The sequence below is a fragment of the Mycobacterium lehmannii genome (genome assembly GCF_001499925.1).
In the GTDB taxonomy this organism is placed as follows: Bacteria; Actinomycetota; Actinomycetes; order Mycobacteriales; family Mycobacteriaceae; genus Mycobacterium; species Mycobacterium lehmannii.
Window position 1 is genome coordinate 24,191 of record NZ_LQIR01000020.1, and the last position, 20,419, is coordinate 44,609.

20 protein-coding genes and 1 tRNA gene are annotated in these 20,419 nt (G+C 65.9%); 11 read left to right on the top strand and 10 right to left on the bottom strand.

The features are described from left to right. Nucleotides 1–130: 130 nt before the first annotated feature. The 5 genes from AU192_RS12300 (at nt 131) to AU192_RS12320 (ending at nt 4,933) form a co-directional block, all read left to right on the top strand. The gene (locus AU192_RS12300) at nt 131–640 is read left to right on the top strand and encodes a TetR/AcrR family transcriptional regulator (RefSeq protein ID WP_064396532.1); all 510 of its coding nucleotides are present in this window, start codon (nt 131–133) and stop codon (nt 638–640) included. A gap of 160 nt (nt 641–800) precedes the next feature. Next, nucleotides 801–1,229: an MmpS family transport accessory protein gene (locus AU192_RS12305; protein ID WP_064396475.1), complete on the top strand. Its 429-nt coding sequence runs from the start codon at nt 801–803 to the stop codon at nt 1,227–1,229. Then, nucleotides 1,226–4,132, top strand: a complete 2,907-nt coding sequence (locus tag AU192_RS12310) for an MMPL/RND family transporter (RefSeq protein WP_064396477.1) — start codon at nt 1,226–1,228, stop codon at nt 4,130–4,132. The genes AU192_RS12305 and AU192_RS12310 overlap by 4 nt, the downstream gene beginning before the upstream one ends. Further along, the gene (locus AU192_RS12315; protein WP_064396478.1) at nt 4,129–4,464 is read left to right on the top strand and encodes a DUF732 domain-containing protein; all 336 of its coding nucleotides are present in this window, start codon (nt 4,129–4,131) and stop codon (nt 4,462–4,464) included. The genes AU192_RS12310 and AU192_RS12315 overlap by 4 nt, the downstream gene beginning before the upstream one ends. 16 nt (nt 4,465–4,480) lie before the next feature. Further along, on the top strand, nt 4,481–4,933 hold the full coding sequence (locus tag AU192_RS12320) for a DUF5078 domain-containing protein (protein ID WP_416171919.1): 453 nt from the start codon (nt 4,481–4,483) through the stop codon (nt 4,931–4,933). A gap of 6 nt (nt 4,934–4,939) precedes the next feature. On the opposite strand, the gene AU192_RS12325 is transcribed toward AU192_RS12320, so the two are convergent. Then, entirely contained in the window at nt 4,940–5,914 is a 975-nt protein-coding gene (locus AU192_RS12325; protein ID WP_064396480.1) for a DUF7159 family protein, read from the bottom strand. A gap of 219 nt (nt 5,915–6,133) precedes the next feature. On the opposite strand from AU192_RS12325, the gene AU192_RS12330 reads away from it, so the two are divergent. Both AU192_RS12330 and AU192_RS12335 read left to right on the top strand, forming a co-directional pair. Beyond that, on the top strand, nt 6,134–6,763 hold the full coding sequence (locus AU192_RS12330) for a cutinase family protein (protein ID WP_064396482.1): 630 nt from the start codon (nt 6,134–6,136) through the stop codon (nt 6,761–6,763). Between the two features lie 83 nt (nt 6,764–6,846). Then, entirely contained in the window at nt 6,847–9,714 is a 2,868-nt protein-coding gene (locus AU192_RS12335; protein WP_064396484.1) for an MMPL/RND family transporter, read from the top strand. Here the strand turns inward: AU192_RS12335 and AU192_RS12340 are convergent. Both AU192_RS12340 and AU192_RS12345 read right to left on the bottom strand, forming a co-directional pair. Then, complete coding sequence (locus AU192_RS12340; RefSeq protein WP_064396486.1) at nt 9,671–10,960, bottom strand: acyltransferase family protein; 1,290 nt, start codon at nt 10,958–10,960, stop codon at nt 9,671–9,673. The two genes, AU192_RS12335 and AU192_RS12340, sit on opposite strands and share 44 nt — an antisense overlap. 141 nt (nt 10,961–11,101) lie before the next feature. Then, a complete protein-coding gene (locus tag AU192_RS12345; RefSeq protein ID WP_064396488.1) occupies nt 11,102–11,422 on the bottom strand; it encodes a hypothetical protein in 321 nt (106 codons plus the stop codon). A 246-nt stretch (nt 11,423–11,668) separates the two neighbouring features. On the opposite strand from AU192_RS12345, the gene AU192_RS25430 reads away from it, so the two are divergent. The 4 genes from AU192_RS25430 (at nt 11,669) to AU192_RS12365 (ending at nt 14,000) form a co-directional block, all read left to right on the top strand. Then, entirely contained in the window at nt 11,669–12,004 is a 336-nt protein-coding gene (locus AU192_RS25430) for a hypothetical protein (protein ID WP_064396490.1), read from the top strand. A gap of 258 nt (nt 12,005–12,262) precedes the next feature. After that, entirely contained in the window at nt 12,263–12,949 is a 687-nt protein-coding gene (locus AU192_RS12355; protein ID WP_064396492.1) for a sensor domain-containing protein, read from the top strand. A gap of 180 nt (nt 12,950–13,129) precedes the next feature. Continuing rightward, nucleotides 13,130–13,203 (top strand) — tRNA-Pro (locus tag AU192_RS12360). A 128-nt stretch (nt 13,204–13,331) separates the two neighbouring features. Then, nucleotides 13,332–14,000, top strand: a complete 669-nt coding sequence (locus AU192_RS12365; protein ID WP_064396494.1) for a group I intron-associated PD-(D/E)XK endonuclease — start codon at nt 13,332–13,334, stop codon at nt 13,998–14,000. 18 nt (nt 14,001–14,018) lie between these two features. Here AU192_RS12365 and AU192_RS12370 read toward each other — a convergent pair whose 3' ends face one another. The 7 genes from AU192_RS12370 to AU192_RS12400 form a co-directional block, all read right to left on the bottom strand. Then, nucleotides 14,019–14,933 carry a sulfite exporter TauE/SafE family protein gene (locus AU192_RS12370; RefSeq protein ID WP_064396496.1) on the bottom strand — a complete coding sequence of 305 codons (915 nt, stop codon included), beginning with the start codon at nt 14,931–14,933 and terminating at the stop codon, nt 14,019–14,021. A 225-nt stretch (nt 14,934–15,158) separates the two neighbouring features. Then, nucleotides 15,159–15,926 carry a sulfite exporter TauE/SafE family protein gene (locus tag AU192_RS12375; protein WP_082693728.1) on the bottom strand — a complete coding sequence of 256 codons (768 nt, stop codon included), beginning with the start codon at nt 15,924–15,926 and terminating at the stop codon, nt 15,159–15,161. Nucleotides 15,927–16,007: 81 nt separating this feature from the next. Further along, the gene (gene der / locus AU192_RS12380) at nt 16,008–17,423 is read right to left on the bottom strand and encodes a ribosome biogenesis GTPase Der (protein WP_064396499.1); all 1,416 of its coding nucleotides are present in this window, start codon (nt 17,421–17,423) and stop codon (nt 16,008–16,010) included. Further along, nucleotides 17,420–18,103 carry a (d)CMP kinase gene (gene cmk / locus AU192_RS12385; protein WP_064396501.1) on the bottom strand — a complete coding sequence of 228 codons (684 nt, stop codon included), beginning with the start codon at nt 18,101–18,103 and terminating at the stop codon, nt 17,420–17,422. Before cmk ends, der begins: the two co-directional genes overlap by 4 nt. Then, nucleotides 18,100–18,843, bottom strand: a complete 744-nt coding sequence (locus tag AU192_RS12390; protein WP_064396502.1) for a pseudouridine synthase — start codon at nt 18,841–18,843, stop codon at nt 18,100–18,102. The genes cmk and AU192_RS12390 overlap by 4 nt, the downstream gene beginning before the upstream one ends. After that, on the bottom strand, nt 18,836–19,585 hold the full coding sequence (gene scpB / locus AU192_RS12395; RefSeq protein WP_082695003.1) for an SMC-Scp complex subunit ScpB: 750 nt from the start codon (nt 19,583–19,585) through the stop codon (nt 18,836–18,838). The genes AU192_RS12390 and scpB overlap by 8 nt, the downstream gene beginning before the upstream one ends. Further along, nucleotides 19,578–20,414, bottom strand: coding sequence for a segregation/condensation protein A (locus AU192_RS12400; RefSeq protein ID WP_064396540.1), 837 nt, complete (start codon nt 20,412–20,414; stop codon nt 19,578–19,580). The genes scpB and AU192_RS12400 overlap by 8 nt, the downstream gene beginning before the upstream one ends. Between the last annotated feature and the right edge of the window lie 5 nt (nt 20,415–20,419).

Sequence of the window (20,419 nt, forward strand, 5' to 3'; positions counted from 1 at the left end):
CCCCTCGCTTGTTGGGCGATCGCCCAACATCTAGGCTGGCGCCATGTCTAGCAGCCCCGTCGGCGAGCGGTCAAGGGGTGGACGCGAGTCGACCGCTCGCTCGGCCCTGATCGAGGCCACCGCCCAGGTCATGCTCGAAGAGGGCTACGCCGCAGCCACGTCTCGGAGGGTGGCGGCCCGGGCCGGGGTGAAGCCCGCGCTGGTGCACTACTACTTCCCGAGCATGGACGATTTGTTCCTTGCCGTGCTGCGCGAAGGCGCCGAGGCCAACCTGTCCCGTCAGCGAGAAGCCGCCGATGCCGACGAACCCCTGCACGCGCTGTGGCGCCTCAACAGCACCCACGGTGCGCGGCTCTTCATGGAGTTCATGGCACTGGCCAATCACCGCAAGGACATCCGCAGTGAGATCGCGGCCTACGCCGAGCGGTTCGGAGGGGTCGAAGAAAGCGTGGTGGCCGCGGCGATGAAGGCCCACGGCGCCGACGTCGAGGCATTCCCGCCCGTGGTCATGTCTATGATCGTCACCAGCCTGGCCCGCTTCGTCCTTCTCGAACGGGGGCTCGGCATAACCCGAGGTCATGCCGAGGCGGAAGCGTTCATCGAGCGCTACCTGAACCGCTTCGAAATCAAGTCGTCGTGACCTGGCTCACACCGTCGACGCGCGGGTGACCAGCAGCACTCTGACTTGAGTTAACCTAGGGCTCAATGAGAACTTATACGGGCTAAGTTACGTACAGACGCATGCACAACGACGAATACGACTTGAGGGCGGATATGGGTTGCATCGGGCGGACGCAGTAATGCTCCGGAAGGCGAGAAAGGTCTGGCTGCCCATCGTCATCATCGTCGTGGTGACCATCGCGGGTTTCACGGTCAGTCGCATCCGGACCTTCTTCGGCGCCGAAGGCGTCATCGTCACCCCTCGGGTGTTCGCTGACGACCCCGAACCTTTCGACCCGAAGGTCATCAAATACGAGATCTTCGGTACCGGCTCGTATGCCGACATCAACTATCTGGACCTCGACGCCAGGCCGCAGCGCATCGACGGCGCGTCGTTGCCCTGGTCGTTGACCCTTCAGACCACGGCGCCGTCGGCCGCGCCCAACATCGTCGCTCAGGGAGACGGCCAGACCATCACCTGCCGAATCACCGTCGATGACGAGATCAAGGACGAAAGAACCTCCACTGGCGTGAACGCCCAAACCTTCTGCTTTGTGAAATCCGCATGACCTCACCGACAAACGAGGCCCCGACGGACGCCTTGCCTCCCGTTCGCCGCGCGAGGCGGCCCTTCATCCCACGGACGATCCGCACGTTCGCGGTCCCGATCATCCTGGGCTGGATCGCGCTCATCGCGGTGCTCAATGTGACTGTGCCGCAGCTGGAAACGGTCGGCCAGGAGCGCGCGGTCTCGATGAGCCCGGACTTCGCGCCGTCGATGATCGCGATGAAGCGCGTCGGCCACGTCTTCCAGGAGTACGACTCCGACAGCTCGGCGATGATCGTCATCGAGGGTGAGCAACCCCTCGGGGAAGACACCCGCGCCTTCTACGGCGAGATGGTCGCCAAGCTCGAAGCCGACACGAAGCACGTCCAAAGCGTCCAGGACTTCTGGAGCGATCCGCTCACCGCCTCCGGCGCGCAGAGCAGCGACGGAAAAGCCGCCTACGTGCAGGTGTACCTGTCCGGTAACCAGGGCGAGGCGCTGGCCAACGAATCGGTCGAGGCGGTCCAGGACCTGGTCGCGGGCATGCAGCCACCGCCCGGCGTGAAGGTGTTCGTGACCGGTCCGGCCGCACTGGCCGCCGACCAACACATCGCCAGCGACCGCAGCATGCGGGTCATCGAGGCCCTCACGTTCACGGTCATCATCACGATGCTGCTGCTGGTGTACCGGTCGATCATCACCGTGATCCTGACGTTGGTGATGGTCGTCCTGCAGCTGGCCGCCGCCCGCGGCATGGTGGCGTTCCTCGGTTACCACGAGATCATCGGGCTCTCTCCGTTCGCGACCAACTTGTTGGTGACGCTGGCGATCGCCGCGGGAACCGACTACGCGATCTTCCTGACCGGCCGCTATCAGGAGGCGCGCGGACTCGGAGAAGACCGAGAGACCGCGTACTACACGATGTTCCACGGCACGGCGCACGTGGTGCTGGGGTCCGGTCTGACGATCGCAGGCGCGCTGTTCTGCCTCAGCTTCACGCGGCTGCCGTACTTCCAGACGATGGGTGTGCCGCTGGCTGTCGGCATGGTGACCTCGGTGATCGCGTCGCTGACGTTGGGGCCGGCGATCATCAGTGTCGCCAGCCGGTTCGGCAAGGTGCTCGAACCCAAACGGGCGATGCGGGTGCGCGGCTGGCGCAAGGTCGGCGCCGCCGTCGTGCGGTGGCCCGGACCGATCCTGGTCGCGACGGTGGCCCTGTCGCTGGTCGGCCTCCTCGCGCTGCCGGGGTACCGGACCAACTACAACGACCGCAACTACCTGCCCGCCGATCTGCCGGCCAACGAGGGATACGCGGCGGCCGACAGGCACTTCTCGCCGGCGCGGATGAATCCCGAGCTGCTGATGATCGAGAGCGATCACGACCTGCGCAACTCCGCCGACTTCCTGGTCATCGACAAGATCGCCAAGCAGATCTTCCGCGTGCCCGGGATCTCGCGCGTGCAGGCCATCACCCGGCCCGACGGGAAACCCATCGAGCACACGTCGATTCCGTTCCAGATCAGCATGCAGGGCACCACCCAGCAGATGAACCAGAAGTACCTGCAGGACCGGATGGCCGACATGCTGGTGCAGGCCGACGAGATGTCCAAGACCATCGCGAACATGGAGCGGATGTCCAAGCTCACCGAGGAGATGGCCGCGACCACGCACAGCATGGTCACGAAGATGAAGGACATGACGGTCGACGTGGCCGAGCTGCGCGACAACATCGCCAACTTCGACGACTTCTTCCGGCCGATCCGCAACTACTTCTACTGGGAACCGCACTGCTTCAACATCCCGATCTGTTGGGCGTTCCGGTCGGTCTTCGACACCCTCGACGGCATCAACACGATGACCGACGACATCCAGGACCTGCTGCCCGATATGGAGCGGCTGGACCAGTTGATGCCGCAGATGGTCACGCTGATGCCGCCGATGATTGAAACGATGAAGACGATGCGGACGATGATGCTGACGATGTACTCGTCGCAAAAGGGTCTGCAGGACCAGATGGCAGCCATGCAGGAGAACTCGACTGCCATGGGTGATGCCTTCGACGCGTCGATGAACGACGACTCCTTCTACCTTCCGCCGGAGGTCTTCGACAACGAAGAGTTCAAGAAGGGCATGGAGAACTTCATCTCTCCGGACGGTAAGTCGGTGCGCTTCATCATCGCCCACGACGGTGACCCGATGACCCCCGAGGGCATCGCGCGCATCGACGCGATCAAGCAGGCCGCCAAGGAGGCCATCAAGGGCACGCCGCTGGAGGGCTCCACGATCTATCTGGCGGGCACCGCCGCGGTCTACAAGGACATGTCGGACGGCAACAGCTACGACCTGATGATCGCGGCCATCCTCGCGCTGGCGCTGATCTTCACGATCATGCTCATCCTGACCCGCGCCGTGGTGGCCGCCGCGGTAATCGTTGGCACCGTGGTGATCTCGCTCGGCGCGTCGTTCGGCTTGTCGATCCTGATCTGGCAGCACATCCTGGGCATCGAATTGCACTGGATGGTCATGGCGATGGCGATCATCATCCTGCTGGCCGTCGGAGCGGACTACAACCTGCTCTTGGTGTCGCGGCTCAAGGAAGAACTGCACGCCGGCATCAGGACCGGGATCATCCGGGCGATGGGTGGCAGCGGTTCGGTCGTGACCTCGGCAGGTCTGGTGTTCGCGTTCACGATGATGTCGATGGCCGTCAGCGAATTGACAGTGATCGGACAAGTCGGAACGACCATCGGGCTCGGCCTGTTGTTCGATACTCTTGTCATCCGGGCATTCATGACGCCGTCCATCGCGGCGCTCATGGGTAAGTGGTTCTGGTGGCCACAGCGGGTGCGAGAACGTCCAGTGCCTGTACCGTGGCCGAAACCGAGGGAACTGACGCCGTCAGGGGGGGAAGGAGCACAGTCATGAAACGACTGATCAGTGGGGTTGCTGCCGCAGCGGCGGCGCTGGTGCTGGCCGCACCCGCCCAAGCGCAGGACATCGACACCGACTTCAGCAACGAGCTGCACACGTACGGCATCTACGGGCAGAAGGACTACAACGCCTGGATCGGCAAGATCACCTGCAAGCGGATACGCAAAGGTGTCGACCGCGATGCTTTCGCCTCGGCACAGTTCGTCCAAAAGCAGCTGGCGCGGGGGCAGAACAGCACCGACCAGTCGTGGAAGTTCCTCGCCGGAGCGCTGCGCTTCTACTGCCCCGACCTGCTTCCGACCCTCGATCAAGCCCGTAACCGGTAGAGCTAGGAGTCCGAAAGTGTTTCGTAAAGCCACCATTGCGCTGGCATCCTTCGGCTGCGCGGCGATGATCTTCCCGGCCACCGCAGCCGCCGACGCCACCGACGACTACCCGATCCCGAACCGGATCATGAGGACCACCTGCACGGTCGACCAGTACATGGCCGCCGTTCGCGATGAGGACCCGTTCTACTTCGAGCGCTACATGATCGACTACCGGAACCGGCCCGCGGACGTGCAGAAGGGCGCCCGCGACCGGATCTATTGGTTCTTCTCGCTGGACTACGCAGGTCGCCGGCAGTACGCGGAGAACACCGCGACCAACGTGTTCTACGAGCAGATGGCCACCCGGTGGGGCAACTGGGCCAAGTTGTTCTTCAACAACAAGGGTGTCGTCGCGCACGCGACCGACGTGTGCATGAACTACCCGCCGAGCCAGCCCGAGATCTGGAACTGGACCACTGCGCCGTAGCGCGGGTCAGGGCAACCCGCCGAACAGCGGGCTCAACGCCGCCTGAATCGGATCCGGAGGCGGCACGAACGCCGGCGGCGGCGCAGTAGGCGCCGGGCTTGTCGCTGCCGGAGCTGTTTGCGCCACAACGACTGTCGCGGTCGATTCCTGAAGTAGGTCGGCCACCGGCGCCGCCGTTTCCGCGGCCGGTTGGGCGGTGACCTCCGGAGCGACGGCGGTGTCGGTGGCGACGTCGGATACCGCTTCGGGTGATGCGACCGCGGCCGGTGCCGGTACCGGTCGCGGAATCACCTGTTTCACCACGATCGGGACGACGGGCGCCGACGGCACGGCATGGACGCTGATCGACGGGCCGGCGTCCGACACCGCGGCCGCCGGAGTCATCGGCGCGGTCTCGGCCGAACGGTCGCCCCTGGCGTCCGGCGAATCCCAGCGGGCGAGTTCCGGACCGAAGGCGAACAGGCCGATCACGCCCGCCGCGAGGACCAGCGCGGCCCGGCCGTGCGGACTCAACCGACGCCGGGAGCGCAGCGGCGTCGACTTCCCTACCGGTGTGGACGGCGCGGCAGCACTGAGTACCGGTCTGGACAGTGCGGCGCCGCAGGCCAGCGCGACCTGGACGTCGTCGAATTCACCGGACTCGAGCATGCGGGCCCACGTTCGAGCGGCGTCCGCCATCCGTACCGTCGCCACCTTCGCAAACCCCATGTCGGACAGCGAGTTCCGGAGCAGTTCGGCCTTCGCGCCGGCATCGGCGCTCCACGTCATGCAGACCGTGTCGATCCGATGGCCGGTGGCGGACGCGATCGCCCGCGCGCCCCGCACCGCTGCTTCGTGGGTGGAGATGTCGCCGTCGGTGGCGACGTCGGCGACGACGGTGAAGTGGTCGTGATCCACCGTCTTCGCGTCGGCGCCCTCGCCTTCGACCAGCACCCACGCGATACCGGTCGATGTCATCGACAGGCCGAGCACCGTGTCCACGTCGCCTCGCTTCCCGGCCGGATTCCGCCGACCCGCACTGCGCGGTCAAGATCAGCGAAGCGAGCATAATTTGCTTCGCCGTGCTCGGCATCTTGAAAGCTGTGCGGGCGCCTAGCGACCCGTCATCGGTCCGTTTTGCTCGTCGTTCGCTCCGTTGACGTCTCGTTGACGGCGTGCGGTGTGATGTCACGTCTTGGTCCTGCGCGGCGAAATACCCGTATGAGCACATTCGCCGGCCGCGCGGTCCTCCTGCCCGTCGCGATCACACTGTCCGCACTGATCGGTGTCCCCGCTGCCCAGGCGGCCCCGTGCCCGGAGGTCGAAATCGTCTTCGCGCGCGGAACCACCGAGCCGCCGGGAGTGGGCGGAATCGGACAGGCCTTCGTCGACTCGGTGCGGTCGCGGTTGGGTGACCGGTCGGTGGGTGTCTACGCCGTCGACTATCCCGCCAGTCGCGACTTTGCGGTGAGCACCCGTGCAGGCGCCGAGGACACCCGTGCCCACGTGCAATCGATGGCCGCGGGCTGCCCCGCCACCAGGATGGTGCTCGGTGGCTACTCCCAGGGTGCAGCGGTGATGGACGTCGCCACCGCCGAGATGGCGCCGACGGTCGTTCCGCACGTCGCCGCGGTCGCCCTGTTCGGCGGTCCGCGCAGCAGCTTTGCCGATCGGCTGTCGCCCGGGCCGCTGCCGTCGGTGGGGTCCGACTACGCGGCCAAGACGATCGACCTGTGTGTCCCGAACGACCCGATCTGCTTCGAGGGCGGACGCGACATGGGCGCACACGTCGCCTATGTCCAGGCCGGATTGGTTAACCAAGCTGCAGAGTTCGCTGCAGGGCGGATCTGACTACCGTTTCAAGGCCCACATCTGGTAGGAACTAAGGCGGTCCTAACACCCCTAGGGAGGAGCTCCGCCGAGGTGAATTCCTGGTGAGCGCTCCCACCGCGCCTTCAACCGAACACGCCGCGCATTCCGAACGGTCTGCGCTGGCCAAGTGGATCCGGCGGCTCGCCCTACCCATCATCGTCGGGTGGATCGCGCTGATCGCATTGCTCAACGTGACCGTGCCGCAGCTCGAGGTCGTCGGCCAGATGCGCTCGGTGTCGATGAGCCCGTCGGAGGCTCCGTCGGTGATCGCGATGCAGCGCGTCGGCCAGATCTTCGAAGAATTCAAATCCGACAGCTCGGCGATGATCGTCCTCGAGGGCGAGCAGCCGTTGGGCGACGACGCGCGGCGCTACTACGACGAACTCATCGACAGGCTCGAAGCCGACGACAAGCACGTCGAGCACATCCAGGACTTCTGGGGCGACCCGCTGACAGAAGCCGCGGCCGTGAGCGCCGACGGCAAGGCCGTCTACGTCCAGGCCTATCTGGCCGGCAACATGGGCGAGGCGCTGTCCAACGAGTCCGTGGAAGCCGTCAAGAGCATCGTCGACAGCATCCCGCCTCCACCGGGGGTGAAGGTCTTCGTCACCGGCGGGTCCGCCCTCGTCGCCGACCAGCAGATCGCCAGCGACCGCAGCATTCGCATCATCGAGTACGCCACGTTCGCCGTGATCATCACGATGCTGTTGCTGGTCTACCGGTCGATCGGCACCATGCTCATCACACTGGTGATGGTCTTCCTGGCGCTGGCGGCCACGCGCGGAGTGGTGGCATTCCTCGGGTACCACGACCTGATCGGGCTGTCGACGTTCGCGACGAACCTACTTGTGACGCTCGCGATCGCGGCGTCCACCGACTACGCGATCTTCCTCATCGGGCGGTACCAGGAGGCTCGCACGCTGGGTCAGGACCGGGAGTCGGCGTTCCACACCATGTTCCGCGGCACCGCCCATGTGGTGTTGGGCTCGGGTATGACGATCGCCGGCGCCACCTTCTGCCTGTCGTTCACCCGGCTGCCGTACTTCCAGTCGCTGGGTGTCCCGCTGGCGGTGGGTATGACCACGGCGGTGTTCGTCGCGCTGACGCTCGGCCCGGCGATAATCACGATCGCGACCCGTTTCGGCCTGCTGGAACCCAAGCGCGCCATGCGCATCCGTGGTTGGCGCAAGATCGGCGCCGCGATCGTCCGCTGGCCCGGGCCGGTGTTGCTCGCGACCGTCGCGTTGTCGTTGGTCGGCTTGTTGACGTTGCCCGGGTACCAGCCCAATTACAACGACCGTCTGTATCTGCCCGCCGATCTGCCCGCAAACCAGGGCTTCGCCGCTGCCGAACGGCACTTCTCCCCCGCCACCATGAACCCCGAGTTGCTGCTGATCGAGACCGATCATGACCTGCGCAACTCGGCGGACTTCCTGGTGATCGACAAGATCGCCAAGGCGGTCTTTCGGGTGCCGGGCATCTCGCGGGTCCAGACCATCACCCGCCCCAACGGCAAACCCATCGAATTCAGCACCATCCCAGCGCAAATGAGCCTCGGCGGCGTCGGCCAGGACTTGAACCGCAAGTACACCCAGGACCGGATGGCCGACATGCTGGTGCAGGCCGACGAGATGCAGAAGAACATCGACACCATGACGCGGATGATGGCGTTGATGGGTGAGATGAACGCGACCACGCACAGCATGGTGCAGAAGACCAAGACCATGGTCGCCGACACCGCCGAATTGCGGGATCACATCGCCAATCTCGACGACTTCATGCGTCCGATCCGCAATTACTTCTACTGGGAACCGCACTGTTTCAACATCCCGGTCTGCTGGACGGTACGGTCGATCTTCGACACCATCGACGGCACGAACAAGCTGACCGACAACGTCCAGGACCTGATTCCGGATCTGGAGCGACTCGATGCGCTGATGCCGCAGCTGCTGGCGCTGATGCCCGAGCAGATCGAGTCGATGCGCACCATGCGGACCATGATGCTGACGATGCACGCTTCTCAAGGAGGCCTGCAGGATCAGCAGGCCGCCATGAGCGAAAACCAGTCGGCGATGGGCGATGCCTTCAACGACTCGTGGAACGACGACACGTTCTACCTGCCGCCCGAGATCTTCGACAACGAGGAATTCAGGCGCGGCATGGAGAACTTCATCTCTCCCAACGGTCGGGCCGTGCGAATGATCGTCCAGCACGAGGGCGATCCGCTCAGCGCCGACGGCATCGATCGCATCGACGCGATCAAGCAGGCTGCGAAAGAGGCGATCAAGGGCACGCCGTTCGAAGGGGCCAAGATCTACGTCGGCGGTACTGCCGCAGCGTTCAAGGACATGCAGGAGGGCAACAACTACGACCTGATGATCGCGGGCATCCTTGCGCTGGCGCTGATCTTCACCATCATGTTGATCATCACGCGCAGCGTCATCGCCGCGGCGGTGATCGTGGGCACGGTCGTGTTGTCGCTCGGGGCGTCCTTCGGTCTGTCGATTCTGGTGTGGCAGCACATTCTGGGCATCGAGCTGCAGTTCATGGTCATGGCGATGGCGGTGATCATCCTGTTGGCCGTGGGCGCCGACTACAACCTGCTTCTGGTGGCCAGGTTGAAGGAGGAACTGCCGGCGGGGGTCAACACCGCGATCATCCGGGCCATGGGTGGCAGCGGATCGGTGGTGACCGCGGCGGGCCTGGTGTTCGCGTTCACGATGATGTCGATGGTGGTCAGCGAATTGACCGTGGTGGCGCAGATGGGCACCACGATCGGCATGGGTCTGCTCTTCGACACATTGGTGATCCGCGCGTTCATGACGCCGTCGATCGCTGCGCTGCTCGGCCGGTGGTTCTGGTGGCCGCAGCGGGTGAGGGCAAAGCCTAGGCCCGTGCCATGGCCCGCGCCGAAACAGCCGACGCCGTAAAGCAACCCAGCATCGTCCAGCCGAAGGTTCCTGTCAGCCCGTTCTTGGCCAGCAGCACCATCGCCACGCCCGCGAGCACGATCAGCACACCGGCCGCGACTGACCGTGGCCCGGTGGCGCCCACTGGTGCGTCCCACCACGGCAGGCGGCGATGCTCGAGCGGCGAGAGCAGTCGGAACAGGGCGAACATGACGACGGCGAACACGGCGGCGCGAAGTGCGAGCAGTGCCCAAAAGTACGGTGCGTCAACGTCATAGGCATCGAGTCCGATTGCGTGCAGTGAGAATGCGGCGATGGCGATCGCCACGATGTGCCACAGGTACAGCGTCATCGCTCCCCCGTTGCCGACCGCGACGACGTACCAGACCCGCGGGCGCTCAGCCCACCGCTGGATCGCCCCTGCGCAGGCGATGAACCCGGCGGACACCCAGGTGCAGTGCAACGCGAGAAGCAGGGTGGGCGGCGAGACGTTCGACAGGTGCTCGGTTCCGGTGACGACGAGCGACACCTCGTAGGGCCCGACCATCGCCAGCACTGTCTGCGCGACGAGCGCACCGGCGCCCACGACGAGCGCGACGCGCGGGTTGATCAACCGTCGCGCGTACCCGACGCCCAGCGCGACCGGGATGAGCCAGACGATGACGAAGTTCGCGACTCCGGCCATCGGAGCACCGACCGAGAGCCGGATGCTGTCGACGGCCGTGGCCGCTGCCAGCAGACCGGCCAGCAATACCGCGAGCTGGCGGCCCGTCGACAGTCGGGTCAGAGCGGGGACGAAGGCTAGCACGACCAGGTACACGCCCAGGAACCACAGCAGCGCGACGGACTCGCGACCGAGGTCCGCGGCGGAGTCCGAACCCAGGGTCAGTCGCACCGCGAGCAGTCCGATGGTCCAGGCCGCGAGGTACCAGAACACCGGCCGGCACAATCGCTGCGCACGCGCGACCAGCCACGTGCCCCACCACTTGCCTGCATGCCAGCCATATGCCCCCGCGGCGCCTCCGGCGAGGAAGAACAGAGGCATGACCTGCACGATCCACGTCACCGGGGTGAGTGCCGGAATCTCTCCGAGGATGTTGCCGATGCGGACGCCGCCGGAGTCGATGGTCGCCAGCAGCAGCGCGCAGTGGCCGAACATGACCACGATGAGCGCGGCCAGGCGGGCGACGTCGACGGCGCGGTCGCGGGTCGGCGGGGTGTCGGCGGCCAGTTCGTCGGCGCCGGACAGAGGCTTGGTGAGCGTCATGAGTTCAGCATGCCCCGGCGGGCCGCGGCGCCGCTTGAGTAGTACTACGTGACGCAGCCGTGTCGAACACGGTGCGTCCTCGCCCGTCTCGCATTGAATCGGCCCCCCCCCGTGAGGGGGGGGGCCGATTGTTGGGAGGGGTCAGGGCAGCCGGGTGAGCACCGGGAGCTTGCCGGCCGGCAGCGCCGGGCGCACGCTGGCCGGATTGCGCTGGGGTGCGGTGGTGATGACGATCTTGCCGCCGCGGCAGGAGACGAGCTTGCCGTCGACGAAGACGTCCTGCCCGTCGTCGATCGGGATGTCGTAGCCGTCGGCGTCGGTGTAGGTGCATCCGCCGCCGCCGGGTGTGGGTTCGTTGTCGACGGCATATGCGGTCGCCGGGGCGAAGACGAAGACGGCCAGGGCGCCGATGAGCGTGGCGGCGTACTGGAGTCGGGTCCGGCGAGCGTGGGTGGTGGTCATGTGGTTGTCCTCTCGGGGTGGTGCGGGGTGTTGACAGAAATGATTGCGAGTCAACGGGGGGCTCCGTAATCGCCGCGAAGCCAGAATCCGTTCGCGTATGGGGAGGTTTTCCTATCCCGGCGGTAAGGGCCGACACGGTCGACTCCTTGCCTTTGAAACCAATGTGCGCCGCCGCGTCGTTTGTTGCGTGACAGCGAATCTGGGTGGGTATACGAGGCCAAAATCCACCTGCGAAAGGCGACAACGATGGCAGAGCCCGAGTCCGGCCAGTGGAACGTCGCGGCCAAGGAGAACAGGGTTTACCTCGAACGCACCAATGACGATGGTGAGTTGTTGTTCGGGGATTCAGTTGAGCCGCATGAAGCGCGCCAGCTCGCACGGGCGCTGACGAAATTCGCAGACAAGCTCGACGACTCCTCCCGGTCCCGCGATGAGGACGACTCCGACGACTCGGATGATGACGACGAGTCTGACAAGGACGAGAACGACGACAAGAACGAGGACGACGACGACCAGGACGACGAGGACGACGACGACGACCAGGACGACGACGAGGACAAGGACGACAAGAAGTCGGACTGAGGTTGCTCAGCGGCGACTGAATCCCTCTCTCGCACAACGCTGCCGGGGCATCCACCTCGCCCGTTGTTGGTTTCCAGCTGGGTCGCAGCGCTGCGCGACGCATCAATCGTTATCAGAAGCAGCGCCCATCGTTATCAGAAACACCGCGGTACTTCGTACGGTCGACGGCTTCCCTGTTGCACGATGGCTCCACGCGCGGCGATATAGGGGACATTGCTGCGCTGATGGGTTGGAGACGGCTGCCCTGGGGAGGAACACATGCGCCAACCAGTGACAGCATTCGGTGCTGCGATGGTTTGTCTTCTGGTCGCCGGGTGTGCCAGCTCGGTCGGCAATGCGGTCACGACCACGCCCACGCGCACGTTGATTCCGCGCCCACTCGTGGAGCGCGAACTGGACGAGCTGCTGTTGACGGCGGATGAGCTGAACGCCGCGATGGGCGCGACGAACATGGTGGTCACGAGCGCTCTGAGTTCGATGTCGGACAACAGCGCCACGATGGAGCCGCAGGAGTGCCTGGGTATCGACGGGGCGGCCGAGGCGCCGGTGTACGCCGGCAGCGGGTTCCAAGCCTCGCGGGACCAGAGCCTCAACGACGGAGATAAGTTCGCGCACTACGTGAAGCAGGCCGTCGTGTTGTATCCGCTGGTGAAGAAGGCCAGTGCTTTTCTCGATGCTTCCGCACAGCAGTGGCCGGCCTGCCACGAGTACACGCACCTGCAGAGCGGGACGAAGTGGACGGTCGGGCCGATCACCCACGCCGACGACGTGCTGAGCACCGTCGCGACTCTGCAGAACGCCGCTGCGCCGGGGTGGGCTTGCGGGCACGCCGTCGCGCTGGAGAACAACATCGTCATCGACGTGAACACGTGCAGCGCCAACCCGGGCGACTCGGCGGTGCGCATCGCCAAACAGATCGCCGAGAAGGTGGCCGCTCGCTGGTGACGTGACGGATAGTCAGCGGCTAGATTTCCGCGAGCCGATCACGCTGCATCTGCGGCTCCACCCTCTGTGCAGTCCTGGGTTGAAAGACCGCGTCGTTCTTGATGAGAGGGGATCGTTTCGTGCTGCGGGCGACCGCTAGGGTATCGTTCCCTCGTCCCTCGAGATGTCTCGGTGGATCAGCGGGCTGTGGCGCAGCTTGGTAGCGCACTACACTGGGGGTGTAGGGGTCGCAGGTTCAAATCCTGTCAGCCCGACCGCAAGGTTGTGACGCATCATGGGACGCGACCAGTAATGTTGCAGCATGCGGCGGTATTCAGATCCGCAGTTGGTAACAGCGATCCGCGCATCTAGGTCGTGGCGTGGCGTCCTCCGTACGCTCGGAATGTCGGCTACCTCCGCCGCTGCCATGCGTTCAGTCCGCCTGCATGCCGACCGCCTCGGCCTTGACTACAGCCACTTCACGGGCCAGCGACGCTGGACCGACGGGCAACTCGTCGCGGCGGTCACCTCCGCTTCGAATTGGACACAGGTTGCCGAAAAGCTCGGGCTAGCGGGCGGTTCGAGCACAACTACCATTCGCGGCCACGCGGCGCGGCTCGGCCTCGACACCACGCACCTTCGCGCCTCAAAGAAGGTGAACCTTGCAACTGCGGACATGCGACCGCGGCACAGCAACCTGGCTCGGGCCGGCTCCCTGATGGCTGGGGCGTGGTTTGAATTATGCGGATACTACGTCTCATGGCCCTTGGAACCGTGCCGCTACGACCTGCTCGTTTCGATGGACGACGCGATCAAACGCGTACAGGTCAAGACGACGACGGTGAAGCAAGGATCTTCGTGGACGGTCTGGATCTCCAGTACCGGCACGATGCGCACGGCGTATGACCCCGAGGAGGTCGATTACTTCTTTATCGTCGACGGCGACTTCGACTACTACCTGATTCCAGTCGCGGTCGTGGGAGGCTTGACCGCCATCCGGCTGTCGGCATATCTGAACTTTCGGATCGACAGAAGTGTCTTCCGTGGCCTACCAGAGGCTACTGATGGATAAATTAGCGCCCACGAACGCCTAGCGAGCGGCGCTGGGCACCGCATCGACCTCCGCCGCGGTGGCGGCCGGCTCCACGATGCGCCGGTAGCGCCACGCCACGTAAAGCGCTGCCGCCCAGCCGATTACGATCAGCGTGTACACCGCCGAGGACCACGGCCATTCGATACCGAAGTAGTGCACCAGCTTCTGGCTGTTGGTCAACACGATGACACCGCCGACGGCCGTGCCCAATAGCGCGGGCCGGATCCGGCTCACCAGCCACGCGGCGAACGGGGCGGCGACCACGCCGCCCACGGCCAGTCCGAGCACCACCGGCAGGTTCTCGACGAACTCCTCGCGCAACCCGATACCGAAACCGACCGAGGCCGACGCCGCCACCAGGAACTCCGAGGCACTGACTGAGCCAATCACCGTGCGCGGCGGCGTCTTACCGCGCGACAGCAACGTGCTCGTCGTCACCGGGCCCCAGCCGCCGCCACCGGACGCGTCGATGAAACCACCGAACAACCCCAGCGGGCTGAGGAACCTCGCCGTATGCGGTGTTTCACCGTGCCGCATCACCGGAGGGTTGCGCAGCGAGAACCGCAACAGCACGTAGATTCCGATCGCGACCAGGATCCCCGCCATCAACGGGGCGGCATGCTCGGTCGACAGCGACGACAGCACGGTCGCACCTCCGAACGCCCCGATCGCACCGGGCAGGCCCAGCTTCAGCACGATCGACCAGTCGAGGTTCTTGAACCGCCAGTGCGACAGACCCGAGGCCAGCGTCGTGCCGACCTCGGCCAGGTGCACCGCGGCGCTCGCCTGGGCAGCTCCGAGGCCACTGAGCACCAGCAGCGTCGAGGCGGTCACGCCGAACGCCATGCCCAGCGCGCCGTCCACCAGCTGCGCTCCGACACCGACGAGCGTGAATATCAGAAGCGAACGCACAGGTTCGACTGCTTTCAGAAGTGGTCAGCGCGGCGGGCCGACCAGACGGACAGTGGGCGCGAAATCAGATGCGCGCGCGACACCACTCGTCAAAGGCGATGATCCGACGTGACGGCCAGAACGGCTCGAGAGCGCAGAGGGCAGACGGCGCGGTGCGGAATCGGCGTTCGGCCACCCGGCTCCCCTTCCTGGTCAGTCAACTTCGACTAACCATACAGAACTGCTCTAGAGGGTCAGCAATCGATACAGCCCGATGATTCCCACCACCACGATCACCGCCCTCAGCGCGTTGGGCGAAAGTCGGCGACCGTAGCGGGCCCCGAGGAAGCCGCCGACCAACGAACCGGCCGCGATCAGGCCCGCCGCTACCCAGCTGATCCGGTCGAACGCCACCAAGGTGTACGCCACCGCGGCAACGATGTTGACCACCAAAGACAGCAGGTTCTTGGCGGCGTTCATGCGCTGCATGTCCTCGGGGAGCAGCGCGCCCATCGCCGCGATGAGAAGAATCCCCTGAGCGGCGGTGAAGTAGCCCCCGTAGACCCCGACCGCGAACGTCGCGAAGACGACGCTGGCCAACTGCAACCGCGACACGTGCTCGGCGGACTGCCCGGCCGCTTCGGCCCGCGCCCGCGCATACGACTGGATCCGTGGGCCGACGACCACGAGCACCAGAGCCGCGATCAGCAACACGGGCACGACCTGCTCGAACACCGTCTCCGGCAGATTGAGCAGCAGCCACGCGCCCAGCGCCGCACCCACAAACGAGGCCGGGATCTGCCACCGCAGCCGGTGCCACTGGCCCCGCAGTTCGCGGCGGTATCCCCAGGTGCCCGACACCCCGCCGGCCACCAAACCGATGGCATTCGACATCGTCGACGTCACCGGCGGATAGCCCAACGCCACCAGGGTGGGAAACGTGATCAGGGTGCCGGAGCCGACGAGCGTGTTGATCGCGCCCGCTCCCAGACCCGCCAGCGCGATGAGGACCATGTCGACGACGGGCACTTGGGAAAGGCTAATCGTCTGTTTGGGGAGGGGCAGCGGCGCCTAACGTCGCTGGACGTCCACAAATCACCGAGAGCGGGGTCCCCGCTTCTCGCGCATCCGCACGTTGATCCGGATCGGGCTGCCCTCGAAGCCGAACGTCTCGCGCAGTCGCCGCTCCAGGAACCGCCGATAACCCGCCTCCAGGAACCCCGAGGTGAACAACACGAATGTCGGCGGGCGAGCCGTCGCCTGCGTGGCGAACAGGATCCGCGGTTGCTTACCGCCGCGCACCGGCGGCGGATGGGCCGCCACCACTTCCTTGAAGAACGTGTTCAACCGCCCCGTGGAGATGCGGGTGTCCCACGACTCGAGCGACTTCTCCAGGGCCGGTACCAGTTTCTGCACCGCGCGGCCCGTCTTGGCCGAGATGTTCACCCGCGGCGCCCACTGCAACTGCACGAGCTCGCGGTCGATCTCGCGGTCCAGCAGGTAGCGCCGGTCCTCGTCGACCAGATCCCACTTGTTGAACGCCAGCACCAGCGCCCGGCCGGCCTCGATCACCATCGACAGCACGCGCTGGTCCTGTTCGGTCAGCGGTTGCGAGGCGTCGATCAGCACGATCGCCACCTCGGCCGCGTCGATGGCGCCGTGCGTGCGCACCGACGCGTAGAACTCGTGCCCGCTCGCCTGCCCGACCTTGCGGCGCAGACCCGCGGTGTCGACGAACCGCCACAGCTTGCCGTCCATCTCGATCAGCGAGTCGACCGGATCGACGGTGGTGCCCGCGACGTCGTGGACGACGGAGCGCTGATCACCGGCCAGCCGGTTCAGCAGCGAACTCTTGCCCACGTTCGGCTTGCCCACCAATGCGACCCGGCGTGGCCCGCCCCCGCCGCCCGACATCTCCGAAACCGCGGGCAGGGCGTCGATCACGGTGTCGAGCAGGTCGGCCACGCCTCGGCCGTGCATCGCGCTGATCGCGTGCGGCTCCCCCAGACCCAACGACCACAGCATGGCGGCGTCGGCTTCCCCGCGCTCGCTGTCAACCTTGTTGGCCGCCAAGAACACCGGCTTACCGGAGCGTTGCAGCAGTTTCGCTGCCGCCTCGTCGGCAGTGGTGGCGCCGACCACCGCGTCGACGACGAAGATGATCGCGTCGGCTGTCCGCATCGCCACCGACGCTTGCTCGGCAACCAGCTGTTGCAGACCCTTGGCGTCGGGTTCCCAACCGCCCGTGTCCTGCAGAATGAACCTGCGGCCCAACCACAACGCGTCATAGGACACCCGGTCGCGCGTCACCCCCGGTACGTCCTGCACCACGGCTTCGCGCCGGCCCAGGATCCGGTTCACCAACGTCGACTTACCGACGTTCGGTCGCCCGACGACGGCGACGACGGGCGGTGCCGTCGCGGCCTCCTCGATGGCCTCGGCTATATCTCTTGCCGAGTCTTCTGCGATCTCCCAATCGCTTTCGTCGACCCAGGTTCCGTCCTCGCTCATCGCTGCGCTCCCGCTCGCTCCCGCACGAGGTTTCTCAGATGCTCGATCACCTCGGGCTGCGTCATCGCGCTGGTGTCGACCACGACGGCGTCATCGGCGGGCCGCAGCGGCGACACCGCCCGCGTGGAGTCGAGGTGGTCGCGCCGCTTGACGTCGGCCAGCACCGCCTCGTAGTCGTCGTCCAGACCGCTCGTTTTGTTCTGGTCGTTGCGGCGGCGGGCACGCTCTTCGGCCGACGCGGTCAAGAAAATCTTGAGATGGGCGTCGGGCAGCACCACTGTGCCGATGTCGCGGCCCTCCACGACGACGCTGTCCTGACCGGAGGCCAGCTTGCGCTGCAGGTCGACGAGCCGGGTGCGCACGGCGGGCACCGCCGAGACCGCCGACACCGCCTTGGTCACCGCGTCGCCGCGAATCTCGGTCGAAACATCTTCGCCGTCAAGGTAAGAACGGTCTTCGTCGGGGTCGTAGCCGACCGCCAGTTCGGCGTTCGCGGCCGTCGCCGCAACAGCTTCGGTGTTGGTGAGGTCGACACCGGCACGCAGCACGGCCAGCGTGACGATCCGGTACATCGCGCCGGTATCCAGATAGCGTGCGTTCAGTGCGCGCGCCAAACCCCTTGATACCGTTGACTTCCCAGTTCCCGCAGGACCGTCGACGGCGATGACCAGCGACGTCACAGGCCGACCGCCTTGTACAACTCGCCGAGCTCCTTCTGCGTCAGGACCCGGATGCTGCCAGGGCGCTGATCACCGAGCGCGACGGTGCCGATGTCGGTTCGCACCAGCTCCTGCACCGGATGGCCGACCGCCGCGAGCATCCGACGCACGATCCGCTTGCGGCCCTCGTGCAGGGTGACCCGCACCAGTGTCTTGCCGGGCACCTTGTCGACGACGGCGAAATCGTCGACCCGCGCCGGTCCGTCGTCGAGTTCGATGCCGTTGCGCAGTTCGCGGCCCACACCGCGTGGCACGGCGCCCAGCACGGTGGCCAGGTAGGTCTTGGGCACTTCGAACGAGGGGTGCATCAGCCGATGGGCCAGCTCCCCGTCGTTGGTCAGCAGCATCAGCCCCTCGGTGTCGGCGTCGAGCCTGCCGACGTGAAACAGCTTCTTGTTACCCCGAACCCGGTGCTCGACGAGGTCACCGATGCACGGGCGTCCCCGGTCGTCGGACATCGTCGAATGCATGCCCCTTGGTTTGTTGATCGCCAGGTGTACCAGTGTGTCGTCGAGCGTCACCCGCGCCCCGTCGACCCTGATCACCGAGGCCTCGGGGTCGACACGGGTGCCCAATTCGGTGACGACACGGTCGTCGACCTCGACGCGACCGTCCCGTATCATCTTCTCGGCGACCCGGCGCGACGCAATTCCGGCCTGCGACAACACTTTCTGTAGCCGCACGCCTTCAGGCTCAGCCATGAGCATCAGTGTCCACGTCGAAGGACAGCGGCTTCTCGGGCGCCGGAGCACCGCTGAGTTTCATGAAACGCGGGTCCTCGTCGAGGGTTTCGCTGAGGTCGTCGATCACGTCGACATCGGGCAGCAGCGGCGCGATGTCGGGCAGGTCGGCCAGCGATGTCAGCCCCAGCCGCTCCAAGAACAGTTCGGTGGTGGCGAACGTCACTGCGCCGGTGTCGGGATCGGTGCCCGCCTCGGTGATCAGGCCGCGGGCGACCAGCGTGCGCATCACCGCGTCGACGTTGACGCCGCGCACCGCGCTGACCCGGGCGCGAGTCACCGGCTGCCGGTAGGCCACCACGGCGAGCGTCTCCAGCGCCGCGCGCGTCAGCTTGGAGCGCGCCCCGTCGAGGAGCAGCCGTTCCACGTACGGGGCGTAGCGAGAGCGCGTGTACATCCGCCAGCCGCCGCCGGCCTCGCGCAGGTCGATACCGCTGTCGCGGGCGGTGTACTCCTGGGCCATCGCCTGCAGCTTGGCCGCGACGCGGTACGGCGGCTGTTCGATGGCCAGCGCGAGTTGCTCCACGGGGGCCGGGGTGTCGACCACCAGCAGCAGCGCTTCGAGCACCGCGCCGAGTTCACCGTCTTCCAGTTCGGGCGGTTCGGCGACGTCGATCCCGAGATCGGTGGCGTCGGCCGCGACGTCCTCGTGGTCGAGGTCCTTGGCGACCTCGTCGAGGTTGTCGTGGTCTTCGCTATCCATACTGATCTTCTTCCACCGCCAGGTGTTGGTGTGTCGGGCGCTCGCCGGTCCACGAAATCTGCAGCACACCAAGCGCTTCAGGTTGTTCGAATGCTACCGCCCGAGCCCGGTACAGCTCGAGCAGCGCCAGGAACCGCCCGACGATCTCGATCGGCGCTTCACAGTCGGCGACCAGGTCCCGGAAAGACGCCCACTGCCCGATCCCGCGGCTCTCCAGCAGTGCCATCAGGTTACCGATCTGCTCGGGCACCGACACCGCCGCATGGTGCAGATGCTCGGTGCTCACCGTCGGAACCGGCCGCGGCGTGAACGCCGCCGCGGCGATTTGGGCGAAGGCCTCGGCGTCCACACCGATCATCACTTCGGGCAGCAGCTCGGAGTAGCGCTCCTCCAGCGCCACCGCGCGGGGGTAGCTGCGCAGCGCGGCGGCTTCCAGTTCGGCGAACATCTCGGCGACGTGCTTGAACGCGCGGTACTGCAGGAGGCGGGCGAACAGCAGGTCACGCACCTCGAGCAGGGCGAGGTCCTCTTCGTCGTGCACCTCCCCGGCCGGCAGCAGCCGCGCTGCCTTCAGATCGAGCAGCGTCGCGGCGATCACCAGGAACGCGGTGGTCTCGTCGAGTTCGAGCTGGGGGCCGATCGCCTTGGTATAGGCGATGAACTCGTCGGTCACCTGGTGCAACGCCACCTCCGTGACGTCGAGGCGGTGGGCGAAGATCAGCTGCAAGAGCAGATCGAACGGGCCCTCGAAATTGCTGAGCCGAACCTGGAAACCCGACTGGGGAGCGTCATCCGAATCCGGGGTCGTCGCGGCTTCGGTCTCCGTCACCGGGT